The sequence below is a fragment of the Exiguobacterium sp. SH5S13 genome (assembly GCF_004337085.1).
In the GTDB taxonomy this organism is placed as follows: domain Bacteria; phylum Bacillota; class Bacilli; order Exiguobacteriales; family Exiguobacteriaceae; genus Exiguobacterium; species Exiguobacterium aurantiacum_A.
This window is the reverse complement of sequence record NZ_SJUS01000013.1, coordinates 1-21,157: the sequence shown is the minus strand read 5'-3', so window position 1 is coordinate 21,157 and position 21,157 is coordinate 1. Positions and strand designations below refer to the sequence as shown.

17 protein-coding genes are annotated in these 21,157 nt (G+C 53.6%); 3 read left to right on the top strand and 14 right to left on the bottom strand.

All coding sequences use genetic code 11. The features are described from left to right. Positions 1 to 159: 159 nt before the first annotated feature. A complete protein-coding gene (locus EVJ30_RS08305; protein ID WP_161568825.1) occupies positions 160 to 1,263 on the bottom strand; it encodes a transglutaminase domain-containing protein in 1,104 nt (367 codons plus the stop codon). A 192-nt stretch (positions 1,264 to 1,455) separates the two neighbouring features. On the opposite strand from EVJ30_RS08305, the gene EVJ30_RS08300 reads away from it, so the two are divergent. From EVJ30_RS08300 to EVJ30_RS08290, 3 genes are read left to right on the top strand one after another with little or no spacing between them, the layout of a single operon-like run. Beyond that, entirely contained in the window at positions 1,456 to 3,144 is a 1,689-nt protein-coding gene (locus tag EVJ30_RS08300; RefSeq protein WP_131468699.1) for a hypothetical protein, read from the top strand. Beyond that, a complete protein-coding gene (locus EVJ30_RS08295; RefSeq protein ID WP_131468697.1) occupies positions 3,141 to 4,646 on the top strand; it encodes a hypothetical protein in 1,506 nt (501 codons plus the stop codon). Before EVJ30_RS08300 ends, EVJ30_RS08295 begins: the two co-directional genes overlap by 4 nt. 2 nt (positions 4,647 to 4,648) lie before the next feature. Then, complete coding sequence (locus EVJ30_RS08290) at positions 4,649 to 5,992, top strand: PDDEXK-like family protein (protein ID WP_161568824.1); 1,344 nt, start codon at positions 4,649 to 4,651, stop codon at positions 5,990 to 5,992. Positions 5,993 to 6,060: 68 nt separating this feature from the next. Here the strand turns inward: EVJ30_RS08290 and EVJ30_RS08285 are convergent, their stop codons facing one another. From EVJ30_RS08285 to EVJ30_RS08225, 13 genes are all read right to left on the bottom strand, one after another. Continuing rightward, positions 6,061 to 6,954 carry a hypothetical protein gene (locus EVJ30_RS08285; protein WP_131458918.1) on the bottom strand — a complete coding sequence of 298 codons (894 nt, stop codon included), beginning with the start codon at positions 6,952 to 6,954 and terminating at the stop codon, positions 6,061 to 6,063. Further along, positions 6,947 to 7,732 carry an ImmA/IrrE family metallo-endopeptidase gene (locus tag EVJ30_RS08280; protein WP_131458919.1) on the bottom strand — a complete coding sequence of 262 codons (786 nt, stop codon included), beginning with the start codon at positions 7,730 to 7,732 and terminating at the stop codon, positions 6,947 to 6,949. The genes EVJ30_RS08285 and EVJ30_RS08280 overlap by 8 nt, the downstream gene beginning before the upstream one ends. Next, positions 7,729 to 8,142: a PLP-dependent aminotransferase family protein gene (locus tag EVJ30_RS08275; protein ID WP_131458920.1), complete on the bottom strand. Its 414-nt coding sequence runs from the start codon at positions 8,140 to 8,142 to the stop codon at positions 7,729 to 7,731. Before EVJ30_RS08275 ends, EVJ30_RS08280 begins: the two co-directional genes overlap by 4 nt. Positions 8,143 to 8,342: 200 nt before the next feature. Continuing rightward, positions 8,343 to 9,305, bottom strand: coding sequence for an aldose epimerase family protein (locus EVJ30_RS08270; protein WP_131468693.1), 963 nt, complete (start codon positions 9,303 to 9,305; stop codon positions 8,343 to 8,345). A gap of 22 nt (positions 9,306 to 9,327) precedes the next feature. Beyond that, positions 9,328 to 10,842: a UDP-glucose--hexose-1-phosphate uridylyltransferase gene (locus tag EVJ30_RS08265; RefSeq protein ID WP_131468691.1), complete on the bottom strand. Its 1,515-nt coding sequence runs from the start codon at positions 10,840 to 10,842 to the stop codon at positions 9,328 to 9,330. After that, positions 10,839 to 11,846 carry a UDP-glucose 4-epimerase GalE gene (gene galE / locus EVJ30_RS08260; RefSeq protein ID WP_131468689.1) on the bottom strand — a complete coding sequence of 336 codons (1,008 nt, stop codon included), beginning with the start codon at positions 11,844 to 11,846 and terminating at the stop codon, positions 10,839 to 10,841. Before galE ends, EVJ30_RS08265 begins: the two co-directional genes overlap by 4 nt. After that, positions 11,843 to 13,027: a galactokinase gene (locus EVJ30_RS08255; protein WP_131468687.1), complete on the bottom strand. Its 1,185-nt coding sequence runs from the start codon at positions 13,025 to 13,027 to the stop codon at positions 11,843 to 11,845. Before EVJ30_RS08255 ends, galE begins: the two co-directional genes overlap by 4 nt. Before the next feature lie 22 nt (positions 13,028 to 13,049). After that, complete coding sequence (locus EVJ30_RS08250; protein ID WP_131468685.1) at positions 13,050 to 15,116, bottom strand: alpha-galactosidase; 2,067 nt, start codon at positions 15,114 to 15,116, stop codon at positions 13,050 to 13,052. Continuing rightward, positions 15,113 to 17,101 carry a beta-galactosidase gene (locus EVJ30_RS08245; RefSeq protein ID WP_131468683.1) on the bottom strand — a complete coding sequence of 663 codons (1,989 nt, stop codon included), beginning with the start codon at positions 17,099 to 17,101 and terminating at the stop codon, positions 15,113 to 15,115. Before EVJ30_RS08245 ends, EVJ30_RS08250 begins: the two co-directional genes overlap by 4 nt. An 18-nt stretch (positions 17,102 to 17,119) precedes the next feature. Next, the gene (locus tag EVJ30_RS08240; RefSeq protein ID WP_016507830.1) at positions 17,120 to 17,905 is read right to left on the bottom strand and encodes a carbohydrate ABC transporter permease; all 786 of its coding nucleotides are present in this window, start codon (positions 17,903 to 17,905) and stop codon (positions 17,120 to 17,122) included. 12 nt (positions 17,906 to 17,917) lie between these two features. Further along, positions 17,918 to 18,871, bottom strand: a complete 954-nt coding sequence (locus EVJ30_RS08235; protein ID WP_131468681.1) for a carbohydrate ABC transporter permease — start codon at positions 18,869 to 18,871, stop codon at positions 17,918 to 17,920. Positions 18,872 to 18,938: 67 nt separating this feature from the next. Further along, positions 18,939 to 20,240: an ABC transporter substrate-binding protein gene (locus EVJ30_RS08230; protein WP_201739069.1), complete on the bottom strand. Its 1,302-nt coding sequence runs from the start codon at positions 20,238 to 20,240 to the stop codon at positions 18,939 to 18,941. Between the two features lie 20 nt (positions 20,241 to 20,260). Beyond that, positions 20,261 to 20,716, bottom strand: coding sequence for a hypothetical protein (locus EVJ30_RS08225; RefSeq protein WP_131468676.1), 456 nt, complete (start codon positions 20,714 to 20,716; stop codon positions 20,261 to 20,263). Between the last annotated feature and the right edge of the window lie 441 nt (positions 20,717 to 21,157).

Below are 21,157 nucleotides of genomic sequence, written 5' to 3'. Positions count from 1 at the left end.
CCTCTTTTCCCAACACCTATATGTAGACTTTTGAATATGAACCCTATAAATCCCAACTAAAAATATAGCACGTTTCTCAAAAACGAAATGACCTATTTTTAAAAACAAGTGTATGAATGCAACAAAAAAGAGCGAAGCTTCAATCGCTTCACTCCTGCCTCAATGATAGTTCGCTGTCGCCGTCACCGGATACGTCTCTTCTTCCCATGAATGGTCACTTCTTAGCGTCTCATCCGACACTAAGAAGTAATCATACCCGACCTCCCCCGGCCGGTTCGGCACGGGATCATTCCAGGTTGTATCCAAGTGATACCAAACACCGTCCAACTTCACGAGATTCCAGGCATGCAACTCGGTCCCGGCTTCCCCGGAAATATACTTCGCCTCTACTCCCGCCGCTTCTAATAGAAGCAACGTCGTCAAGGCATATCCTTCACAGACACCTTCCCCGTTGAATAGAATCGAGTACGGGGTGAACGGACTCGCCACGCTATCCAAGTTATAAGCTGTATTCAAGACGACAAAGTCGTTCACATATTTCACTTTCTCATAATCATTCAAGCCGCTAGGCATCTCCTCGACGACTTGATCGACTTTTGCTTCGATTTGCTTAGCTTCCTCGATGTTCATATCGTAGGCTAATCGCATATCCAAATCGACATACCCGCCGTGATCCCGATACTCTGTCTCGCCTCCGCGTGACAAGCGGAAGACATAAATATGGTTCGCTTCGAGCCAATCCCACGCTTCATCCATCGTCTGCTCGAAGTCACGACTTTTACCGATATAACGGATGCTGAATGATTCATCGAATTGGCTCATATGGTAGGCGATTGCCATGCCGAGCTCTTCGGGAGAAGCAATCTGATTCGGTAGCTCAAACGTGTCCCCTAAAATCGTAGCGGATTGACTCTCCACTTGTTTCGGTCCGAACAGTTCCGTCATGTCACCTTCCGTATACACCATGTGCCCGCTCACGAAGCTGACCCCGAGCATTGTCATCGTCAACACGCCACGTCCAGTCACGACGATTGATGACCAAATTGATGACCGCTTGCTTTTAATCAATCTGTTCAGTTCATCGCTGACCATCTGTTCTAGCTGCGTCCGTTTCATCTTCAGTTTAGGGTGAACTTGAAACACGACTTTCCGGTACACCGGATCGAGTAGTTCAAACTGTCTGGCGGGATTGTGCTCATACCTTTTCAACTCGTTCTGGATGGGACGAAGTTCACGCTTTAATGCCCGATAAACAATCCTCATTTCACGTCCTTGACGAAATAAGAGAATCGTAATACCCCCACTTAATAACACGATCAACATATACATGATGACATTCACGGCGCTCGTTTCTCCTCTCGTTCATTTATGCTACCGAGTAGAATATTTTCCCTACTCTTAAACCCCTATAAGTATATAATAACTTTATAAACAATATATGGAAGGTGTTGCCACATGAATATTAATACATATTTGAAAGAGTACGCCCAAACTGTGCTCGGTGACGGAACACATATCGCCCCAAACGTACCCGACAAAAAATTGAACGGTGCCATTAAAACTTATGCGCAAGATGCACTTCCAGAACACGTCGTCGTCTTGTACGATTCGACGCTCTTTAAGAGCGGCAAAGAAGGCATGCTGTTTTTAGGGGACCGCTTCTACTTCAAACCGCTTCTTGAAAAGCCAATCTGTGTGCTCTACAAAGATTTGCAACGTGTCGACTTGGACCGAGAAGTAACATATAAAAACGACAAGCGGAAAGAGAAGCTTCATGTCGTCATGCACACCGAGCAATACGACTATAGTATGACCGACAAGCTCGCGACGTATAACGTCGAAGGCGTCGTCGAGTTATTAAACGGCATCGCAGCGCTCAAAGACAAAGAAGACGAACTCGTCAACGTCTCGCAAGTGACCCCCCTCGCCGACTTGCCGGAAACGTATAAGCTTACATATTTAAAAATTTTGGCGAACTTCACCTTCGTCGACGACCAGCAAATCGATGCGAAAGAGTACAGTGAACTCATGTCACTCGTCACTCGGATTCACCTCAGTTCCGAGTATCGATTGCAGCTTCGAAGCTACTTGAGCAACCCGTCGCTTCACACTTCGACGACCGACTTGATTGAAGAATTACGTACCCTATCGACGACGCTCGATTTCTCCATCGTCGAGAAATCATTGTTCAAAGATTTACTTTATCTGTTCAAATTAAAACGCCCACTCTCAGCATGGTTTGAGAATGCGTTTCTCCAACAGCTGAAAGAGGATCTGTCGATTTCAAGAGACGAAATCGAACTTATCTCAAATGCTATCCAAAGCGATGAGGATATTTTGACGTTCCGGAAAAATGACTCTGAGATTGCCAAGTCGATGAAAGACTTGGCGGCTAAAGCGGCCGCGGTCGGAGTCCCATTGACGGCCATCTATTTATCAGGATCTGTCGTCGGCTTGAGCGCCGCCGGATTGACGTCTGGCCTCGCTTCACTCGGCATGGGCGGTCTACTCGGTTTTTCGAGCATGTTTACCGGAATCGGGGTGTTGGTCGTCATCGGGGTCGGCACGTATCAGGGATTGAAGAAAATTACTGGAATGAAAGATATCGAGAATAACAAGCAACGGGAATATATGCTTCAAGCCATCATTCGGAACACTCAGCAGACGCTCAACTATTTGCTCGAAGACATCAATGAGATTTCCAGTCGTCTCGTTGTCGCCATCCAACAGGGGAATGAAAATTCGGAGAAAATCAATCAGTTATCCAATATGCTACAAATGCTCAGCCAAAGTGCTCAATTCAGCGCCGATAAGCAAACCCATTCGCAGAAAGAACAAATCATGACACAACTACCGTCAAAACTGAGTGCGGTTCGCTTAGACGAGTTGACGTCGAAAGCGACATATCAAAAGATTCGCGATTACGTCTATACGTGTTACACGCCTGAACCAATCCAATTGGATGACATGACGTTCAGTAACGAAGAGGAGCTCGTCTTGAAAGAGACGCTCACGCTTGAAGAACTAGAACAATTGCATGAGTCATTCCAAGCGATCGGTTACTTCGAGATGACAGGCGGCGGTCTCGCTGAAGTGACGGGTGGAGCGAAGCGTCTCGTCAAGAACGTCTTCGGTGACAGATGAACCGGTCCGAACAAGACATGATCGATAAAGCGAAAGCGCTACTCGTCCAACAGCATCAAGCCGCCCAGGCCGAGCAACGCTTAGGTGAAGTAAACAAGCATCTATCACAACTTGAAAATACACAAGATGCGCAGGCTGCTGTCCTCGATGATTTGTTTGAAGATATGATGCGGCTCATGAACGGACAGTCTCTTCCAGCGGAGGCAACAACGCTTGCGCCGTTAGCCGTCCCGATGTTTGACGACCTCGAGCCGATTCAAGTCTCGGACGTCTCTTGGGATATCTACTTGGCCGAACTCGATATGTACGCGACGCGACATGACGTGACCGGGCTCGACGACCCGTTCGCCCATCTTTTGACAGCACGACAGCGACACGACTTGGCGACAACGTTTAAAGAGGAGTTTCTATTGAAGGAAGCGGAATGTGACCGCTACGATTATATGATTGCCTCCTTCAGTGGCCTTGTCGCCGGTTTGATCGACAGCTTCTTCGTCGGTTCCCCGGCCGACAGTAAATTGCGCGCATGGTCGGACGAAAAAGTCGACAACGTCGTCATCAAGTTCGCAAACCTCGTCTGGAAGCAGGATAAAAAGAACGGGGCCCAACTCCGGAAACAACCGGACTCGATTGCGAGCGCCATCGGTTTTTTAGAGCGTCGGTTTAAAGTGAACTACGACGCTCGCTATGCGAGTGATTTAAAGATGGGCGCAACGACGCTCAACATGCGCCCGTCGGACCATCATTTGAAATCGCTCGCCCACGCGCCGGACATCATCGGTTTGTTCTTCTCGATTTTGGATCAATTCACGGGTAAGGCCAGTTTCATCTCGGACGGCCGACTGCTTCGACTCGAGCCAAAAGAAGACGGGACCCAGGTGCTTCAAGGTGGAAACGTGTTGGCCAAACTGTTCGCCGGATTCGCTAACTGGCTCGGCCACCTTTTATCAGACGTGTCAGGATCGAGTGGTGTCCGAGGGCATGACGATGGTCGTCGTGGCGCCGGTATCCCGCTCCCGTTTTTCGAACTGTTCCAATTCGCTGACTTCGGACAGGTTTCCCATAAAGGCAAGACACTCTCGTTTGCCGACTTCTCGACAAAAGTGTTCGAGAGCGGGTATGATGCTCGTCACGGTGTCGCGATGGCGGTTCCGGTCGTCTTCAACGAACTCGTCATCCGCCTGCTCTGGGGTTTGAAGAGTCTGTTTTATCACAAAAACGGATGGTTGGAGTCAATCCCTATCGGCAACAAACCGACACTTCGAAAAATGATGCTCGTTGGTCACGGGGCCCTGTGCCTGACTGATGGGATGGATGCGTACATTCGAAGTGGCAACGTGCCGATTCTGTTTGCGACACGACTAAACTACGTCGCTTGGAGCCGCTTCGCCTTCGCCTCGATGCAAGAGCTCAAGCATGTACTCGGGAGAGACGTGTATGACTGGAAAGCAGTCGATGCCCACCTTGAACAAGAATGGAAAAAAATAAGCGATACATACTGATAATGAAGGAGTCCAACATGGCCTACTCACTTGATACAATCCTGCAACTTGAAAACACACCCGAATTCAATAAACTCGATCAACAATTCAATGAGTTCAACCCGTTTAAAGTACTCCGCGTCGCCAAATACGAGATTCGTCATTCGAACGTCCTAGCTTGGTTGTTCGATCCAAACGAAAATCATCGGCTTGGAAGCTTTTTCTTACGCAAAGTGCTCATGAATCTTGTGACGAGAGCCGATAACGAGAATAAAATCGATGAATTTCCCTACTTGTCATTCGCTCATGCGTCATTGTCCGACGTCGTCGTCCACCGCGAGTGGTCAACGAATGGGAATGGTGCGGTCGATTTGCTCATTGAAATACCGACGTTGAACATCGTCTTACTCATCGAAAACAAAGTTCATTCAGTTGAATCCGCAGGTCAGCTGGCCCGTTATTTAACAAGTGTAAAGAAACACTATTCAGAATGGAACGTTCTCCCTGTGTTCTTAACGCTGTCGGGTGATACACCGTCGCACGATGCGTACTGGATGTTAACGTATGAAGACGTGCTCCACATCATCAAGCAAGAGCTGACATTGAACAAGGCGACAATTGCTGACAACATCCACGATTTCTTATCGTACTACGTCACTCTGCTCGAAGAACGACTCGTCGATGACGAGAAGACGATGGAGACGGCTCTGCAACTCTATCAAGACTATGCGTCTGCGATTCACTTATTGTACGCGAATGCCAATCCGGCGAAACAAAAACAAATCGAGCTCCGCCAAGCGGTGAAGACGCTCACCACGTTCGACGCTGAGACGAAACGTCACCTGCTCCTCATCTATAATCGAAAGTGCCAGACAATCGACTACATCTTTGAGACGGGAAGTGATCTCGTTCGTCAAGCGTTCCTAGAGTTTGTGAAAGAACAAGGTATAACGACATATTCGGCCCATCCCCGTGTCCCCAACTTTGTCATGGACGATTGGTTACCGAGTTTGGAACAGATGGATCGCTTGAAGAAGTACTGGCTCAACTATGGATTGATCATCTGGTTCGAACGAAAAGGCAGCAAGCGTCTCAAGCTCTACGTCGAGGTCGGACCGATCGATTATGCCGAACGTCTGCCGCTTCTGGAAGCACTCGAAGCGAAGCATATCTCGTTTTGGAAGTCTGGAAAGCAAGAAGGGAAAAAATTCACCCGCATCTATACCGAGACGACCGAAGTCTCGGACTGGACGAACGCCACCTTCGTCAAAGATGCGATGACCTCACTTATCGATGACCCGGCGTTCCGTTCGTTCAGCGCGACAGTGACCGATGTGTTGGATGAGCTATATGCAGTCAAAGCGTAACGCAAAAGACCATCGGACTTGTCTAGGACAGGTACGATGGTCTTTCATTTGTCTTAAGCCAGACTCATTCAAAATGTGATTTTAGCTTTGTCATCAAAAATCATATCTGTAAATTGACTATTATCAAGCTGACTTCGATCACTTTCGTCACCAAAGATAATTCTCACATAACGGGTTTGATCACGCGAATCTCTCACCGTATTCAGAAAATCGAGCACGTCCTCCTGTTTTCGTTTAATCAAGACGTTGTAGAGGAGTCGATCGAATGAGTAGAGGAGGTAACTGCTAAGAAATACATACTTATCTTGCATATACAAGAGTTGTAACAAGCGTTCGTTCCGGGCATACATTTGTCGAACGATAAATACCCCTGCTTCTTCATCACTTAATACAGTTACGCTCTGTGCGCCGTTTAGTAACAACGCACAGGCGAGCAGATGCACAACTCGTTCACCACAGTCCTTTGAGACGGAATAAAAGGCTTCTTTGATTTCATCAACGCTAGTTGCCGCATTGACCTGTTCCGACAAGTCGGGGTTCATTCGTACCGTCTCTTTTGCAATTAGTTTGAATTTGGAAAAACCCGTTTCTATATTCGTAACGCCATCTATCATAATCTGGTACGTGGTGTGGAAATCGATTCGAATCACTTTACAAGCTTGACTCATTCGTTTGAAGAAGTCTAAATACCACGAAGCATAGCGCTCAGAATCCGTATGTTTCGATTTCGCACTTTCCTCAAATATAATGTCAGGAATCAAAAATACAGCCTGCTCCTCCACAAAATAGTCAGCCATTTCGATGAACGCACTTGGATGTTCTCTCGCCACTTTTGCCAACTTGGACAACAACATGTTATCCAATATATAAATGGTCTCATCCGGTGCATAATTCCAGTCTGTGGTCACGTAGTTACGAATCGCATCATATGTCGAATCCTCAAAAGACCAAAATTCAGTCATACTGAGCGCGCTCCTCACGGATTCGATCTTGCAGAGTTGAGGCGCGATTCCGGATGCTAGCCAAGTCGCTTTCACGAAGTCCAGAAATAACGGAAGGATCACGCAGCATTTCATTCAAGTCATCTAATTTGATGACCAATGTTGGTTGTAAGATTGAATGATCAAAATCATCTGGCAGCTGCTCTCGATATTCATGATCAATCAGATTTAGGGCATCGTCTTCTGAAAGCAAACCGTCTTGAAGCAATTTAATAACAATCACTTTATAAGGCACTTCAAAGACAGGCATCAAATGAAGCACTCGGTCGACTAACGGACGATCTCGCAGTGTTCGGGTCACTTGTTGGAACAAATCACTAAGAAGCCTGCCATCGACTAAAAGTTCTGCCGCAAATAGATTGGCTTGGCGTTCATGCTCATTTAATACTGAGTCTTCAAAAAAAGTCTGAATCGCCGCGTTTTTTATTTTTGATTGCTCATATTTGAAATGATAATACTCATGCACCCATACAAAATTTTCGTAAACTCTAGGTTGTGCCGTGTTGATATGGATATAAAAGCGATGATTTCGATAAGTCACCATTCCTCCGTAATTCGGAAATGAGCTCGGGAATAAAATCACGTTTGCTGTCTGCATCAAGTAGTGCTTAATTACCTCGACAGGCTTATAGCGGAATAGCAAACTGATTTCTCTCGTTTCTTCGACTTTACTTAGGACGCTAGGTAACAACCGCCGATTTGATTCGACGACCTGTAGTAGGTTCTCTTTTGTAATCACAATTGGTTCACCTCAGCGACTGTATGCAGCGTGTCCAGTAAATCGATCACTTCATCTAGCGTTTTAAATGTATGATTCAATTGTTCTGCTTCCGAACCAATTGATCCAACATGGTAGTTTGCAGCGGCCATTTGCTGTAAGTTCATCGTTTTTTCAATCTCTGCAACAGATAATGGCGGGGTAAAATCAGTTCGATAGAAGTACATGGGGTCCTGAATCCGGAACAATCGATTTAATTTCTCAACATTACGCGTGATTTCCCCTTTGCCCGCTAACAAGTTGTAAAACGTCTGTTTTGACATCCCCGCCCGTTCGTATACCCACTTGTTCGTTTTATCAATTGCTTGGATGTAGACTTTAATATTTTCAGCAACAACTTCCTCAATGGTCATCGGTTTATGATGATTCATTTCAATCCCTCCTCAACGAAAGTCCACTATATATATACTATTTCTTAAATATTGAATGCTTTTTATAGTTTTATGTCTTTTTATATAGTTTAAGTATACTATATTTATACCTTTTATCAATTCGTTCATTTCCCCCTTTTGATATTTTTATGTACTCAAAAACCCCACTTCGCATCGCTGCGTAGTGGGGTCCATTTCGCTTATTCAACACTAAACTTATAAACCGTCCTCGAGTGATACAACTCACCCGGCTTCAGTTCGATCGAAGTGGCGATGTCTGGATAGTGCGGCGCGTCTGGAAGCGCCTGGGCTTCTAAACAGATGGCGCTGTGTTTCTGCCGTCCGTCGAGCGTGACTGGTGTTTCTTCGCTTAGGAAGTTCGCCGTATAGACGACCATGACCGGTTGGTTCGTCTCGACGTCGAGCACGCGTCCGCTCACTGGGTCGTGCAACCGCGCCACCCCATCCTTCAAGATGAACGGATGATCAAGCCCGCCGGCTTTCGCGATGGCTTCATCGTCTGACGTGATCGCCTCGCCGACTGCTTTCCCGTCGCGGAAGTCGAACGGTGTCGCATCGACAGGCTGCAGTTCCCCGGTCGGGAGCGACTCATCATCGAGCCGCGCGACGTGGTCGGCCGGCAGCGTCAGCACGTGATCGTGGATCGTCGGTCGCCCACCGAGGTTGAAATAGTTGTGATGGTTCAAGTTGACCCACGTCAGTTTATCCGTATCAGCCGTCATCGTGACGACGAGTTCATTGTCGTCCGTCAGTTCATAGATGACTTTGAAGCGGACGTTCCCCGGGTAGCCTTCTTCCCCGTCCGGACTTAAGTATATGAATTGAATCGCCTGTCCGTCGACGTCCATGTCCCAATACCGCGACGTGATACCGTCCGTCCCGCCGTGGATATGATGCGGGGCCTCGCTTGGGGTCAAGGCCACACCATCAATCTCGGCGTTACGGATTCTTCCGGCGATACGGCCGACGACCGAGCCCAAATAGACCGGATTCTCGAGATATTGATCCAAGTCGCCATATTTCAAAATGACAGAGTCCATGTTGCCGTCACGGTCCGGTGCCGTCAGCTCGGTCATGGCACAGCCGTACTCGATCGCCGACAGCCGCATGCCGTTCTTGTTTTCAATCGTTGCTTCTCTCATTGGCTCACCTACTTCGACTAGTTTACCTGTTCATTCCCGAAGACGACGCGCCGTACTCTACTTTATCGACGTGACTCAAAAATGAGCTCATGAACGCCGTGAAGCGCTCCTGCCCCTCGACCGTCTGTTTGAACACACCCGCGTCCTCTAACCCTTTGACGAACTTGTCGACGACGGCCTGGTCGACGAGCACACGCGCGTCACCTGACTTCGTCTTCAACTCCTCGGCCCACGCCTTGTGCATGTCCGCGACCTCGACGTCCTCGCCTTCGATGAAACGGACGACTTGTTCGAGCTCGGTCTTCAGTCGGGCCGGTAACACGGCGAGCCCCATCACTTCGATCAAGCCGATGTTCTCGCGCTTGATATGATGGACGTCGGCGTGCGGATGGAAGATGCCGTCCGGATGCGCCTCGCTCGTCCGATTGTTGCGGAGGACGAGGTCGAGCTCGTAGCGGCCATCGCGGCGCCGGGCGATCGGCGTCACCGTGTTGTGGCGGACGTCGCCCGTATACGGCACGATGTCACCGTCCTCGTAGTTTTGCCAGTGGCCGAGCAGTTGGTTCGCCAACATAGCGAGCTGCTCACGCTGCGTCGAACGGAGCCGGACGACCGAGAGCGGCCATTCGAGCGTCTCGATGTCGACTTGGTCGTAACGGTCCGAGCGGTACGTCGCAACGACGTCGGCATCGTCCATCGCAAACCGGTAGCGGCCGGCTTGGTAATGGTCGTGCGTCAAGATCGAGCCGCCGACGATCGGCAGGTCCGCGTTCGACCCAGCGAAGTAATGCGGGAACTGACCGACGAAGTCGAGCAGACGCTCGAACGCCGACCGGTCGATGACCATGTCGCGCACTTCGTTCGACAGTAAAATCGAGTGTTCGTTGTAGTACAAGTACGGCGAGTATTGGAACGACCACTCTTCCCCGCCGAGCGTGAGCGGGATGATGCGGTGGTTGGCCCGGGCCGGATGCTTCAAGTGTCCGCCGTAACCTTCGTTCTCGATCGCGAGCAACCCCGTCGGATAGTTCGTCTCTGGCGCCGGTTGTAGCCGGGCCCGTGCGATCTCGCGCGGGTCTTTCTCCGGCTTCGACAAGTTGATTGTGATGTCGAGCGTGCCGTAGCGGGTTGGTGCCTTGTACGTGATGTTGTTTGCGATCCGCTGCGTCTGGATATAGTTCGACGCCTGGCTCATCTTATAGAAGAAACTCGTCGCGGCCTCGACGTCAACTGCCCGGAGCGCGTTGAACGTGCGCGTCACCTCGGACGGTTTCGAGACGAACACGTCCATGACCTCGGCCATGAATCGGTCCTTCTCCTCTAATAAATTCTCGACGAGCCCAGACTCGACCGCGTATTCGGTCAACGTCTCGAGCAAGTTCGGGATCGAGTCGCGCGGCACGAACGTCGGCTTGTCAAAGTCGAGCTTGTTCAATCGTGCGAGCACACGGTTCCGCGAGTAGATGCGGTCTTGCTCCGTGATCAGTTCCTCGCGGATCGCCGCCTCGACGAGCGCTTCAATCGTTGCATCGATCATCGTCTCGCCCCCTCTAAGTGTTTGTAGCCTTCCGGATGTGACTCGTGCCAGTTCCAGGCGTCTGTGAGAATCATATCGACCGTCGAGCGCTCTGGTGTCCAACCGAGCACGCGTTTCGCCTTGTCCGGTGACGCGATCAGCATCGCCGGATCGCCGGCACGGCGCACACCAGTTTTGACCGGGATGGCGTGTCCCGTCACACGGCGGGCCGCCTCGATGATCTCGAGCACCGACAGTCCCGTCTCCGTACCGAGATTGAACACGTCGCTGTCTCCGCCTCGTTTCAAGTAGTCGAGCGCGCGCACGTGGGCGTCGACGAGGTCTTGGACGTGGATGTAGTCGCGGATACATGTGCCGTCAGGCGTTGGATAATCGTCGCCGAATACGGTGATCGCCTCACGCTGCCCGTTCGCCACTTCGAGGACGAGTGGGATGAGGTGTGTCTCCGGTGTATGGTCTTCGCCGATTTCGCCCGACGGATCGGCCCCGGCGACGTTGAAGTAGCGGAGTGCGACGAAACGGATGCCGAAGGCGCGGTCACACCACTTCATCATCGTCTCCATGGCGAGCTTCGTCGCCCCGTACGTGTTCGTCGGGTTCGTTTCAGCCGTCTCTCGGATCGGCATCTCGTCCTGATTGCCGTATGTCGCGGCCGTCGAGGAGAAGACGATCCGCGCGACGCCGTGTTTGCGCATCGTCTCGAGCAACACTTGCGTCCCGAAGACGTTGTTGTCGTAATACGCGAGCGGTTCCTCCATCGATTCGCCGACGAGCGAGTTGGCGGCGAAATGAAGCACTTCTGTGACGTCTTCGTTCGCGAACGTCTCGTCCATGAACGCACGGTCACGGATGTCGCCTTCATAGAAGCGGACTTGTTTCGGGACCGACTCGATATGCCCGGTCTGAAGGTTGTCGATCACGATCACGTCTTCCCCGCGCGCGAGCAAGGCGCGGACTGCATGGGAGCCGATATAACCGGCCCCGCCGACGACGAGTACACTCATTTGACTTCCTCCTCTACGAGTTCACGCGCGCCGTCCCCGACGGACGCGATATAAAATGTCGGCGCGTAGCCGATCGTTGTTTCATATACGGTCGACACGGTCTGGATGACGGCTTCCGTCGACGTCTTGTCGACGATGGCGATGGCGCAGCCACCGAAACCGGCACCGGTCATGCGGGCGCCGATGACGCCGTCGCAATCTTGCGCCGCCTGGACGAGCGTGTCGAGCTCGACGCCGGTCACTTCGTAATCGTCACGAAGCGACGCATGCGAGTCGTTCAGCAGTTGCCCGAACACGTCGAGCTTTTCGTCTTGAAGGGCGGTGAAGGCGAGCTTCGTCCGCTCGTTCTCCGAGATGGCGTGGCGGGCCCGTTTCCGGAGCGTCTCCGGGAGTTCCGATGCGACCGTCTCGAACGTCGCGACCGACAGCTGGCCGAGCGAAGCGACGTCGAACCGCTCTTGGAGCAGCCCGAGTGCCGTGTCGCACTCGGTCCGGCGCTCGTTGTATTTCGAGTCGGCGAGTTCGCGGCGCTTGTTCGTGTTCATGATCAAAATGTCGTAACCGTCGAGCTTGATCGGCGCATAGTCGTGATGGAGCGTGTCGCAATCGAGCAGGATGGCGTGGTCGGCCTTGCCCATCCCGATCGCGAACTGGTCCATGATGCCTGAGTTGACGCCGATGAAGTCGTTCTCGACACGTTGACCGAGATGGACGAGGTCGATTCGCTCGAGCCCGAGGCCGTACACGTCATTGATCATGAGCGCCGTCACGAGTTCGAGCGAGGCCGACGACGACAGTCCGGCGCCGTTCGGGATGTTGCCGGCGAGGAAGAAGTCGAATCCTCCGACGTCGTGACCGTCTTGACGCAGGAGCGCGACGACCCCTTTGACGTAGTTGGCCCAGTCGTGACCAGCGTCATACGTCCCGTCCGTCACCGGGAACGTGACGACGCCGACGGCCTCGAAGTTGAGCGAGTAGACGCGAATGATTCCGTCCTCGCGCTTCCGGACGAGCCCGTACGTGCCGAACGTGATGGCACAGGGGAAGACGTGACCTCCGTTGTAATCCGTGTGTTCGCCGATCAAGTTGATGCGGCCCGGTGCGAAGAAGATCCGCTCAGGCCCCGCCAAAAACACGGTCTCGAACTGTTCGTTCAGGTGTGCTAAATCAAATGCAAGCATACGACTCCATCCCTTCCATCGCTCACGCCGGGTGGATGACCAGGCAGTAAGCGTCATAATCGATTTGTTGTGTCAATGTGATCCCTTGTTGCATCAAGTAGCGGCCGCTCAAACGTCTTCCTTCATATAAGTAGACGCGGTCCGGGTCGAGCCCGGCGAGTTTGAGGCGCAGCTTGTTGTTGCCGTAATGACGGCGGTCTGCGTTGACGAGGGCGACGTAGTCCTCCCCGTCCGTATAGCCCATCGCGTGGAACCCTTCTTTCTTGAGTGAAGCGAGACGATAGCTCGTCCCGTGCTGCACGAGTGGGCGGATCGACTTGTACGTCTCGATCCAACGCTTCGACGCGGCTAGGTCTTCCTTGCTCCATTCGAGCAAGTTGCCGCCGATGCCGAGCGTGCCTTGCATCGCGCTGACGAAGCGATAGTTGAGCGGGAGTGCGCGGGCGTTCAGCCAGTTCGGCGCGTCCGTCACCCAGCAGCTCATCATCTTGGCGTTATAGGCGTGGGAGAATCCTTCCTGAATCTCGAGCCGGTCGAGCGCGTCGGTGTTGTCGCTCGTCCAGACCTGTTCGACGCGCGAGAGCACGCCGAGGTCAATCCGGCCGCCGCCGCCGGCACAAGACTCGAAGGCGACGTCCGGGTGTCTGTCCCGGAGCGTGTCGAGAATACGGTAGACCGCTTCCGTATGACGGAGCCACAACTCTTTCGCGTCACCTAAATGCGGGCTGTCCGGTTCAGAGAAGGCGCGGTTCATGTCCCATTTGATGTAGCGGATCGCATGGTTCTCGAGCAGATCGTCCAACAGATGCGTCACGTGCGCCTCGACTTCCGGCAGCGCCAAGTTCAACACGAACTGGTTGCGCGACGTCGTCGACGGGCGTCCATTCGTGTGGTAGATCCAGTCGGGATGCGACCGGTAGAGATCTGAATCCGGGTTGACCATCTCCGGCTCGACCCAGAGGCCGAACTGGAGGCCTTTGTCCTCGACGTAGCGGATGAGCGGCTCTAGCCCGTTCGGGAACTTCGTCTTGTTGACGTGCCAGTCGCCGAGACCGGCCGCGTCCGAGTTCCGTTCGCCGAACCAGCCGTCGTCGACGACGAACAGCTCGCAACCGATTGCAGCGGCCTCATCGACGAGACGTTTCTGCCCGTCCTCGCTGACGTCGAAATACGTCGCCTCCCATGAATTGTAGAGCACGGGACGCAGCGTCTCGCGCGTCCGTTCCGGCATGATGACGTCGCGCTCGAAGTCGTGCGCGTTCCGGCTCATCGCCCCGAAACCAAGTTGTGTGTAGCCGATATAGGCCGCTGGCGTCGTGAACACGTCACCTGAAGCCAGCCGTTTCGCGAAGTCGAACGTGTTGAGCCCGCCCGTCACTTGCGTGAAGCCGAACTGGTCGCGCTCGAAATGGACGGCCCAGTTGCCGGAATGGCCGAGGAAGCCGTAGATGACCTCACCGTGCTGTTCCGTCGCCGCATCGTCGAGCGCGAACCACGGATTGCTTTGATGGCTCGTCAGTCCGCGCCGGCTCTCAATCGTCTTCTTACCTGGGAGTAACTCACCTTGTTGTAATTGGAACTCACTTGTCCACGCCCCTGAAAAATGACTGAGGCGCAGATTGCGCTCGGTCAACCCGAGGCTGAACGACTGCGCGCTCTCGAGCGTGACGTCCGTCCCGGCTTGAACCGTCATCTTCCGTTCAATGATGTCGTACGCCGGATACACGGTGAAGTGGAGCGTGACCGTCAGCTGTTGGATCGAGTCGACCAAGTCGAGCTCGAGCGTGTCGTGACCGATCCGTGCGTCTTGGAACGTGAAGGCGTGCAGCCGTTCAGTCGCCGTATGGCTTTTGAGCGTCGGCTCGGTGTAGACGAGGTCGCCGAACGAGACGAACTCGTACGCGGCGACGCCTTCTGGTGTCTCGAACGACGAGTGCAACACCCGACGATCTGGTAGTTCAATGTAATCCGTTTCAAGGAGCCGATCGCCGAGGTATTGATGGACGAGCCGGCCCCGGGCGTCGACGTCGAACACGTAGGCAATCTGCTTCCCTTCAATGACAAACCGGTTGTCGAAGCGATAGATCATGCCCCCACCTCCCGTTTCAACATAATGACGTCGAGCGGTTTGAGCTCGAGTGTCCCAGAGACCGCGTCCCCGTCGAGCGTCTGCCACTCGTCACCAATCTCGACCGTCGACGTGACGTCCGTCGAATGGTTCATATAGAAGCGGATGACGTGACCGTCGCCGTGACGATCGACTTTTTCGACGTCGTCCGGAAGACGCGTTGCGTCGATGCCGGCGCGCGTGAGCGCCTCGTTGTAGATCACATCAAGCATCGTATCGTCGACCGATGAGCCGATGTACGTCACGTCGCCTTTATACGTGTGGCGCGTGACGGCGGCCGTCCCTTTATAGAACGCCTGCTCATACGTCGCGAGCACGTCGGCACCTTTTGGCGTGATCAAATCACACCACATGTTCGCCTCAGACACGTAGTCGCCTAGGCGAACCTGGTTCGACTGGACGGCCTGCAGGCTCTCATACTCGTCGATCTCGATACCGGCGTATGTCGCGAACTTGCCTGGGAGCGTATCAAAGTGACAGCGGTTGATCGGGTCTTTGACGCCGGTCCGGTACGTGAAGATAACGTGGCCGCCGTTCTCGATATAGTCGATGAGCGATTTGTCGAACGTGTCATTGCCGAGGAAATAAAGCGGCACGACGACGAGTTTATACTTGTCGATCGCGTCCCCTGGGAAGACGATGTCGGTGTTGACGCCTTGGCGCACGGCCGCGCCGTAGAAGCGGACGAACTCTTGCTTGAAGTTGAACGCATCCGAATGAGGCTGGTGCGTCCACGCCCATAAGTTCTCTTGGTCGTAATAGACGGCGACGTCGGCCTTATATTCGGCCGCGTTGATCATGTCACCGTGCGTCGAAAGTTCTTTCATGACGCCTTGCACTTCATCGAATTTGCGTTTCGGCTTGCCGTCGTGGTCGATGATGCCGTGGCAGAACTCCTCGGTGCCGAAATGCGCGGCTCGGAAGCGGAAGTAGACGATCGCCTCGGCGCCGCGGGCGACGGCTTGGTGTGTCCAAAGACGGATGTGGCCCGGTCGTGGCAAGTAGCCGATCCGGCTCCAGCCTTGGGCGCCACTCAACTGCTCCATCACCCAGAAGCCTTTGCCTTGTTTCGACGAGCGGCACAGATCGTGGTCGTGCGCCGTCTTCTCGAACCGGTTCGGCTCCGGTAGCCCGCCCCAGACCGGATAGTTGTCGAATGAGACGTAGTCGAGGTCTTGGGCCATCTGTTGCTGGTTGATCGCCATGTCGCTATAGACGAGATTGTGCGTGATGAACGCATCGTCATGGATGAGCGGACGGAGCGTGTCGACTTGGAGCTTATTGAACGAACGGTACGCGTCCGAGCAGAAGCGGTCGAAGTCGACGAGGAGCGACGGGTTGTGCTCTTGGAACACGGTGCGAGGGACCGGAATCTGGCTCCATGCCGAGTATGTATGGCTCCAGAAGACGGTCCCCCAGGCCGCATTCAACGCGTCTAGCGTCTCGTAGCGGTCTTGTAGCCATGCTTGGAACGCGACTTGGTCGACGTCGCCGTACGAGCGGTCCGATTTCTCGTGGCCGTACTCGTTGTCGGTCTGCCAGCCGATGACGCGCGGATGCTTGCCGTAGCGCTCGGCCATCTTGCGGGTGATGCGCTCGCAGTACTCGCGGTACACCGGGCTGTTGACCGTGTAGTGACGCCGGGCCCCGAAACTGATCTTGACCCCGTCGGCCGTCACCGGCAAGATGTCCGGATACTTCTCGATCAGCCAGGCGGGCGGCGTCGCCGTCGGCGTGCCGAGGATGATGTCGAAATCTTGGCCGAACTTGGCGACGACCTCGTCCCAAAACGCGAAGTCGAACTCGCCGTCGGCCGGCTCCATCATCGTCCACGCGAACTCGGCCATCCGGATCACGTTGACACCTAACTCTTTCATCAAGCGGACGTCCGTATCCCACAGGGCACGGTCCGTCTGTTCTGGGTAATAGTCTACTCCTACATACATGTTAGTCACCTCAATCGATTATTTGACCGCTCCCGAAGTCATTCCTTTTTGTAAGAAGCGTTGGAAGAAGATATAGAACACCATCGTCGGCAAGCTGATCAAGACGAGCGAGGCGTATAGTTTACCCGGGTCCCCGCCGAGCGCTTCCGTGAAGAACGTCGGCGCGAGCGTCACCGTCTGCTTGGCCGGGTCCGTCATGAACGTGAGCACCATCAAGTACTCGTTCCACGAGTTGAGGAACGCGTAGATCGTCGCTGTCGCGAGCGCCGGTTTGGCGAGCGGCATCATGATCTTATAGAAGATTTGGAACGTCGACGCCCCATCGATATGGGCCGCTTCCATCAACTCGTTCGGTAGCTCGTCGAAGTAGCTCTTGATGAGCATGAGTCCGAACGGGAGGAAGAACGCCACCTCAGCTCCGATGAGCCCCCAATAACTGTTCAGCCCGTCGAGCGTCCGCAGCGTGAAGAAGAGCGGGACGATGAGCGAGGCGACCGGCAGCATGAGCCCGGCCAAGACGAGGTTGAACAGCAACCGTTTCCCGGCGAACTCGAGCTTCGAGAAGCCGAACGCCGCGAAGGCGAGGAACGAGATCGAGATGATGATCATGAAGAAGGCGACGATGAAGCTGTTGAAGACGAACTGGGGAAAGTTCGGGTTCTGTAACGTCGCGATATAGTTACTGAAGCCGTTGACCCGTAAACTCTCTTTGAACATGACGAAGATTGGGAACAACCATATGACCGCCATGAGTGACAGGCCGACATTGGTGAGCCATCTTCCTTTTTTCGTTTGAATTTCCATGGGTACCCCTCCTCAGTCCATTTTCTTCTGCACACGCGTCTGGAAGTACGTGATGCCGAGCGCGATGATCAACAAGATGATGGCGACGGCACTGGCGTAGCCGACCTCTTGGTGCAGCATCGACTTGCGGAACAAGTACGTCGAGATGACCTCGGTCGAGTTACCCGGGCCGCCTTGCGTCGAGATCCAGACGATGTCGAACGTCTTCAGTCCACCGATGACCCCGAGGATCGTCAGCGTGAACGTCGTCCCTTTCAAGTTTGGGAACACGACGCTCCACAGCGTGCGCCAGAAGCCGGCACCGTCGATGTTGGCCGCCTCGAACACTTCTCGTTCGATCGCGAGCATCGCCATGTAGTACATGATCATCGACGAGCCCGTCCATTGGAAGATGTTGATCAAGATGATCGAGTAGAGCGCGACGTCTTGGTCACCGAGCCAGTTCTGCTCGAACGCGCCTAAGCCGACCATGCGTAAGAATTCGTTGATGTAACCGAACTGGAAGTCGAAGATCTGCGAGAACGCGGCGCCGAGGACGACCGGGCTCAAGACGACCGGGAAGAAGAACACCGATTTGAAGAACGTCCGGCCGACTCCTTTCGTGTGGAGCAAGTACGCCAAGACGAGCCCGAGACCGGCTTGGATCGTCACGGTCAGGACGGTGAAGATGCCCGTGTTCTTGAGCGCGTTATAAAATTCAGGGTCCCTGAACATGCGGCCGAAGTTCTCGAGCCCGATGTACGTCTTCTCGAACGAGATGCCGTCCCATGAGAACACCGAGTGATACGCGTTATAGAAGATACCGTAATAGATGAAGGCGATGACGAATAGGACGGTCGGTGCGACGAACGCCCAGCCGATCAAGTTCTTTTTCAGCTGCGCTTTCTTCTTCACCGGGTCCGGCCGTTTCGGCGGCACCGCGGACAGCTTTGGTTCCTGTTCCGTTAAGTCGGTTGCGTGTTGCATAGTGTTCCCTCACTTTCCGCTAAAAAAATCGAGCACCAGTCAGGCTGGCCACTGGCGCTCGTGTCGATTATTTACCTTGATCGGCGATGGCTTGGATGCGTGCGAGTGCTTCTTTCGCATCTTGTCCGCCCGCGATGTTCTGGAGTTCTTTGCCGAGCGTGTCGTACACTTTCGGGTCACGGATGCCGCGGCCCGCGACGGCGTTCTTCACCGTCTCGTTCAAGATCTCGTACGATTCGCGCTCGACGTCAGACGTGAACTTGTCTTCGTACGCGACTTCGATGTCCTTGACGGCTGGTGCCATCTCGAACTTCTCCATGTAGAGCGCTTGGCCCTCGCCTTGCGTCATGTAGGCGATGAAAGCGGCCGCGCCGTCTTGTTGCTCCGACTCTTTGTTGACGCCGAGCGCCATGTCGATCGAGGCGATGACCGGTTGCTCAGTGCCACCCGCGAGGTTCGGGAGCGGGACGAAGCCGATCTCGTCTTCGAAGTTGTTCCACTTGTCACGTTTCTCGACCGTCGTCATCGAGTGGGCTTCCCATGAGCCGATGACCCACATCGCTGCTTTCTTGTCGAAGAAGTTGTTCATGCCGTCCATGTATGTTGCGAGGCCGAGCGCCCCTTCTTGGAACACTTTGTCTTCGAACAGTTGTTGCCAAAGTTCGGCCGTCTCGACCATCTCTTTGTCCGTCCATTTCGCTTCGCCTGCAAGTACTTTTTGGATGTAGCCTGGTGCGACCTGGTGGCTCAAGACGTTGAACACGTCCGTGCCGACCCAGGCGTCTTTCGCGCCGAGCTGCATCGGGATGACCGCGTCGCCCGAGGCGTTGATCGTCTCGATCGCTTTGACCGTCTCGTCATACGTCTTCGGTGGCGTCACGCCGTATTTGTCGAGCAACGTCTTGTTGTACATGAGGTAGGCCTGGCCCGTGAAGCCGACCGGCACCGCCATCTGTTCGCCGTCGACCGTCGTCTGTTCGATGCCGAGCTCGATCAACTTGTCTTGCCAGCCCGCGCCGGCCGCTTTGTCCATGTAGTCTTTCGCCGGGACGAGGCGGTCCTTGTATTGCGGGATCATCGGTTCTTTGAGGCCGATGACATCCGGGCCGTCGCCGCCGAGCATGGCGACTTGGAGTTGCTGCTCATAGTCCTCGAGACGCTTGAACTTGACGACGTAGTCGTCTTGCGACTCGTTGAACGATTTGGCGAGTGCCTCGCCGACTTCCGGTTGTGGCGCCCAGCCCCACCAGTTGATGACCGGCTTGCCGTCTTCTGTCGTCGTGGCCGCCTCTTCTTTTCCGCCGCAAGCTGCGAGCAATGATGACAAGACGAGTACCGATGATGCGAGTGCGATTGTCGATTTTTTCATGTCCAATTCTCCTTTGAATGTTATGCGACCAACTTGAGGCAAAGCTCCCGAATCAAGTGGTCTGGCATCGGTTGATCCCCGAGCCGGGTGAGCGTGTACGCGATCAGTTCCAAATCAAACTGCCAATGGTCGTCTATGTACGAGCCGACGACGTACAGGTCCGCCCCGAACGGCAGCGCGTCCTGTTGCTTCAAGCGCCAGAGCAGCATCTCGAACAGTTCGTCGAAGCTGTTCGCCCGCTCGGCCTGGTTCAAGTCCGAGACGCGGAACAGGCGGATGTCGCGTGCCTCCTCGTCATATAGCCGGAAGATGCCGTCCCGCCGTGAGCGGGTGACGACGACGCCGTCCGCTTTTGTGAGCGCTTCCATTTCGTTGAACGTCGAACCGTCCCTTGTGAACAGCCGCGTCGCCCCGTAGCGACCGAATATATCGTGAAACTTGTCTTTCAGCAATGGTGTCTCTATGTCTGTAATCAACGCTGTTAAAATCCCTTATATCAACGTATTAAAAATCCCTCAAATTAACGGATAATGATTCTGACAACCTGAAAATGGAGTGTGAGACATGATCCGAAGTGAGGGATTTTTTATGATTCGTGAGTTAAGAAGCAAAGGATGGACAATCAGAGCCATCTCTGACGAGACGGGATATGATCCTAAGACAATCCGAAAGTATTTGAAGATGGAAAGTGCACCTACGAAAGTGAAGCGGAAAAAGAGGAAAGGAAAACTCGAACCCTACAAAGACTACATAAACGAACGTATCAAAGATGTGTAGTGCAAAATAGGAGTGGTTCTTACGCAATGTTGGTGAACGATGATGAGCGACCGTCTGAAGTTGGTCGCTCATTTTTTTGCAATATCAATGAGCAGGGCTCGGCTCAGGATTGCGACAAAGTACCCGAATCCTGAGCAAGT

Coding starts and splice junctions, on each gene's coding strand:
- EVJ30_RS08305 (WP_161568825.1), bottom strand. CDS start 1,263: ATGAGGATTGTTTATCGGGCATTAAAGCGTGAACTTCGTCCCATCCAG.
- EVJ30_RS08300 (WP_131468699.1), top strand. CDS start 1,456: ATGAATATTAATACATATTTGAAAGAGTACGCCCAAACTGTGCTCGGT.
- EVJ30_RS08295 (WP_131468697.1), top strand. CDS start 3,141: ATGAACCGGTCCGAACAAGACATGATCGATAAAGCGAAAGCGCTACTC.
- EVJ30_RS08290 (WP_161568824.1), top strand. CDS start 4,649: ATGAAGGAGTCCAACATGGCCTACTCACTTGATACAATCCTGCAACTT.
- EVJ30_RS08285 (WP_131458918.1), bottom strand. CDS start 6,954: ATGACTGAATTTTGGTCTTTTGAGGATTCGACATATGATGCGATTCGT.
- EVJ30_RS08275 (WP_131458920.1), bottom strand. CDS start 8,142: ATGAATCATCATAAACCGATGACCATTGAGGAAGTTGTTGCTGAAAAT.
- EVJ30_RS08270 (WP_131468693.1), bottom strand. CDS start 9,305: ATGAGAGAAGCAACGATTGAAAACAAGAACGGCATGCGGCTGTCGGCG.
- EVJ30_RS08265 (WP_131468691.1), bottom strand. CDS start 10,842: ATGATCGATGCAACGATTGAAGCGCTCGTCGAGGCGGCGATCCGCGAG.
- galE (WP_131468689.1), bottom strand. CDS start 11,846: ATGAGTGTACTCGTCGTCGGCGGGGCCGGTTATATCGGCTCCCATGCA.
- EVJ30_RS08255 (WP_131468687.1), bottom strand. CDS start 13,027: ATGCTTGCATTTGATTTAGCACACCTGAACGAACAGTTCGAGACCGTG.
- EVJ30_RS08250 (WP_131468685.1), bottom strand. CDS start 15,116: ATGATCTATCGCTTCGACAACCGGTTTGTCATTGAAGGGAAGCAGATT.
- EVJ30_RS08245 (WP_131468683.1), bottom strand. CDS start 17,101: ATGTATGTAGGAGTAGACTATTACCCAGAACAGACGGACCGTGCCCTG.
- EVJ30_RS08240 (WP_016507830.1), bottom strand. CDS start 17,905: ATGGAAATTCAAACGAAAAAAGGAAGATGGCTCACCAATGTCGGCCTG.
- EVJ30_RS08235 (WP_131468681.1), bottom strand. CDS start 18,871: ATGCAACACGCAACCGACTTAACGGAACAGGAACCAAAGCTGTCCGCG.
- EVJ30_RS08230 (WP_201739069.1), bottom strand. CDS start 20,240: ATGAAAAAATCGACAATCGCACTCGCATCATCGGTACTCGTCTTGTCA.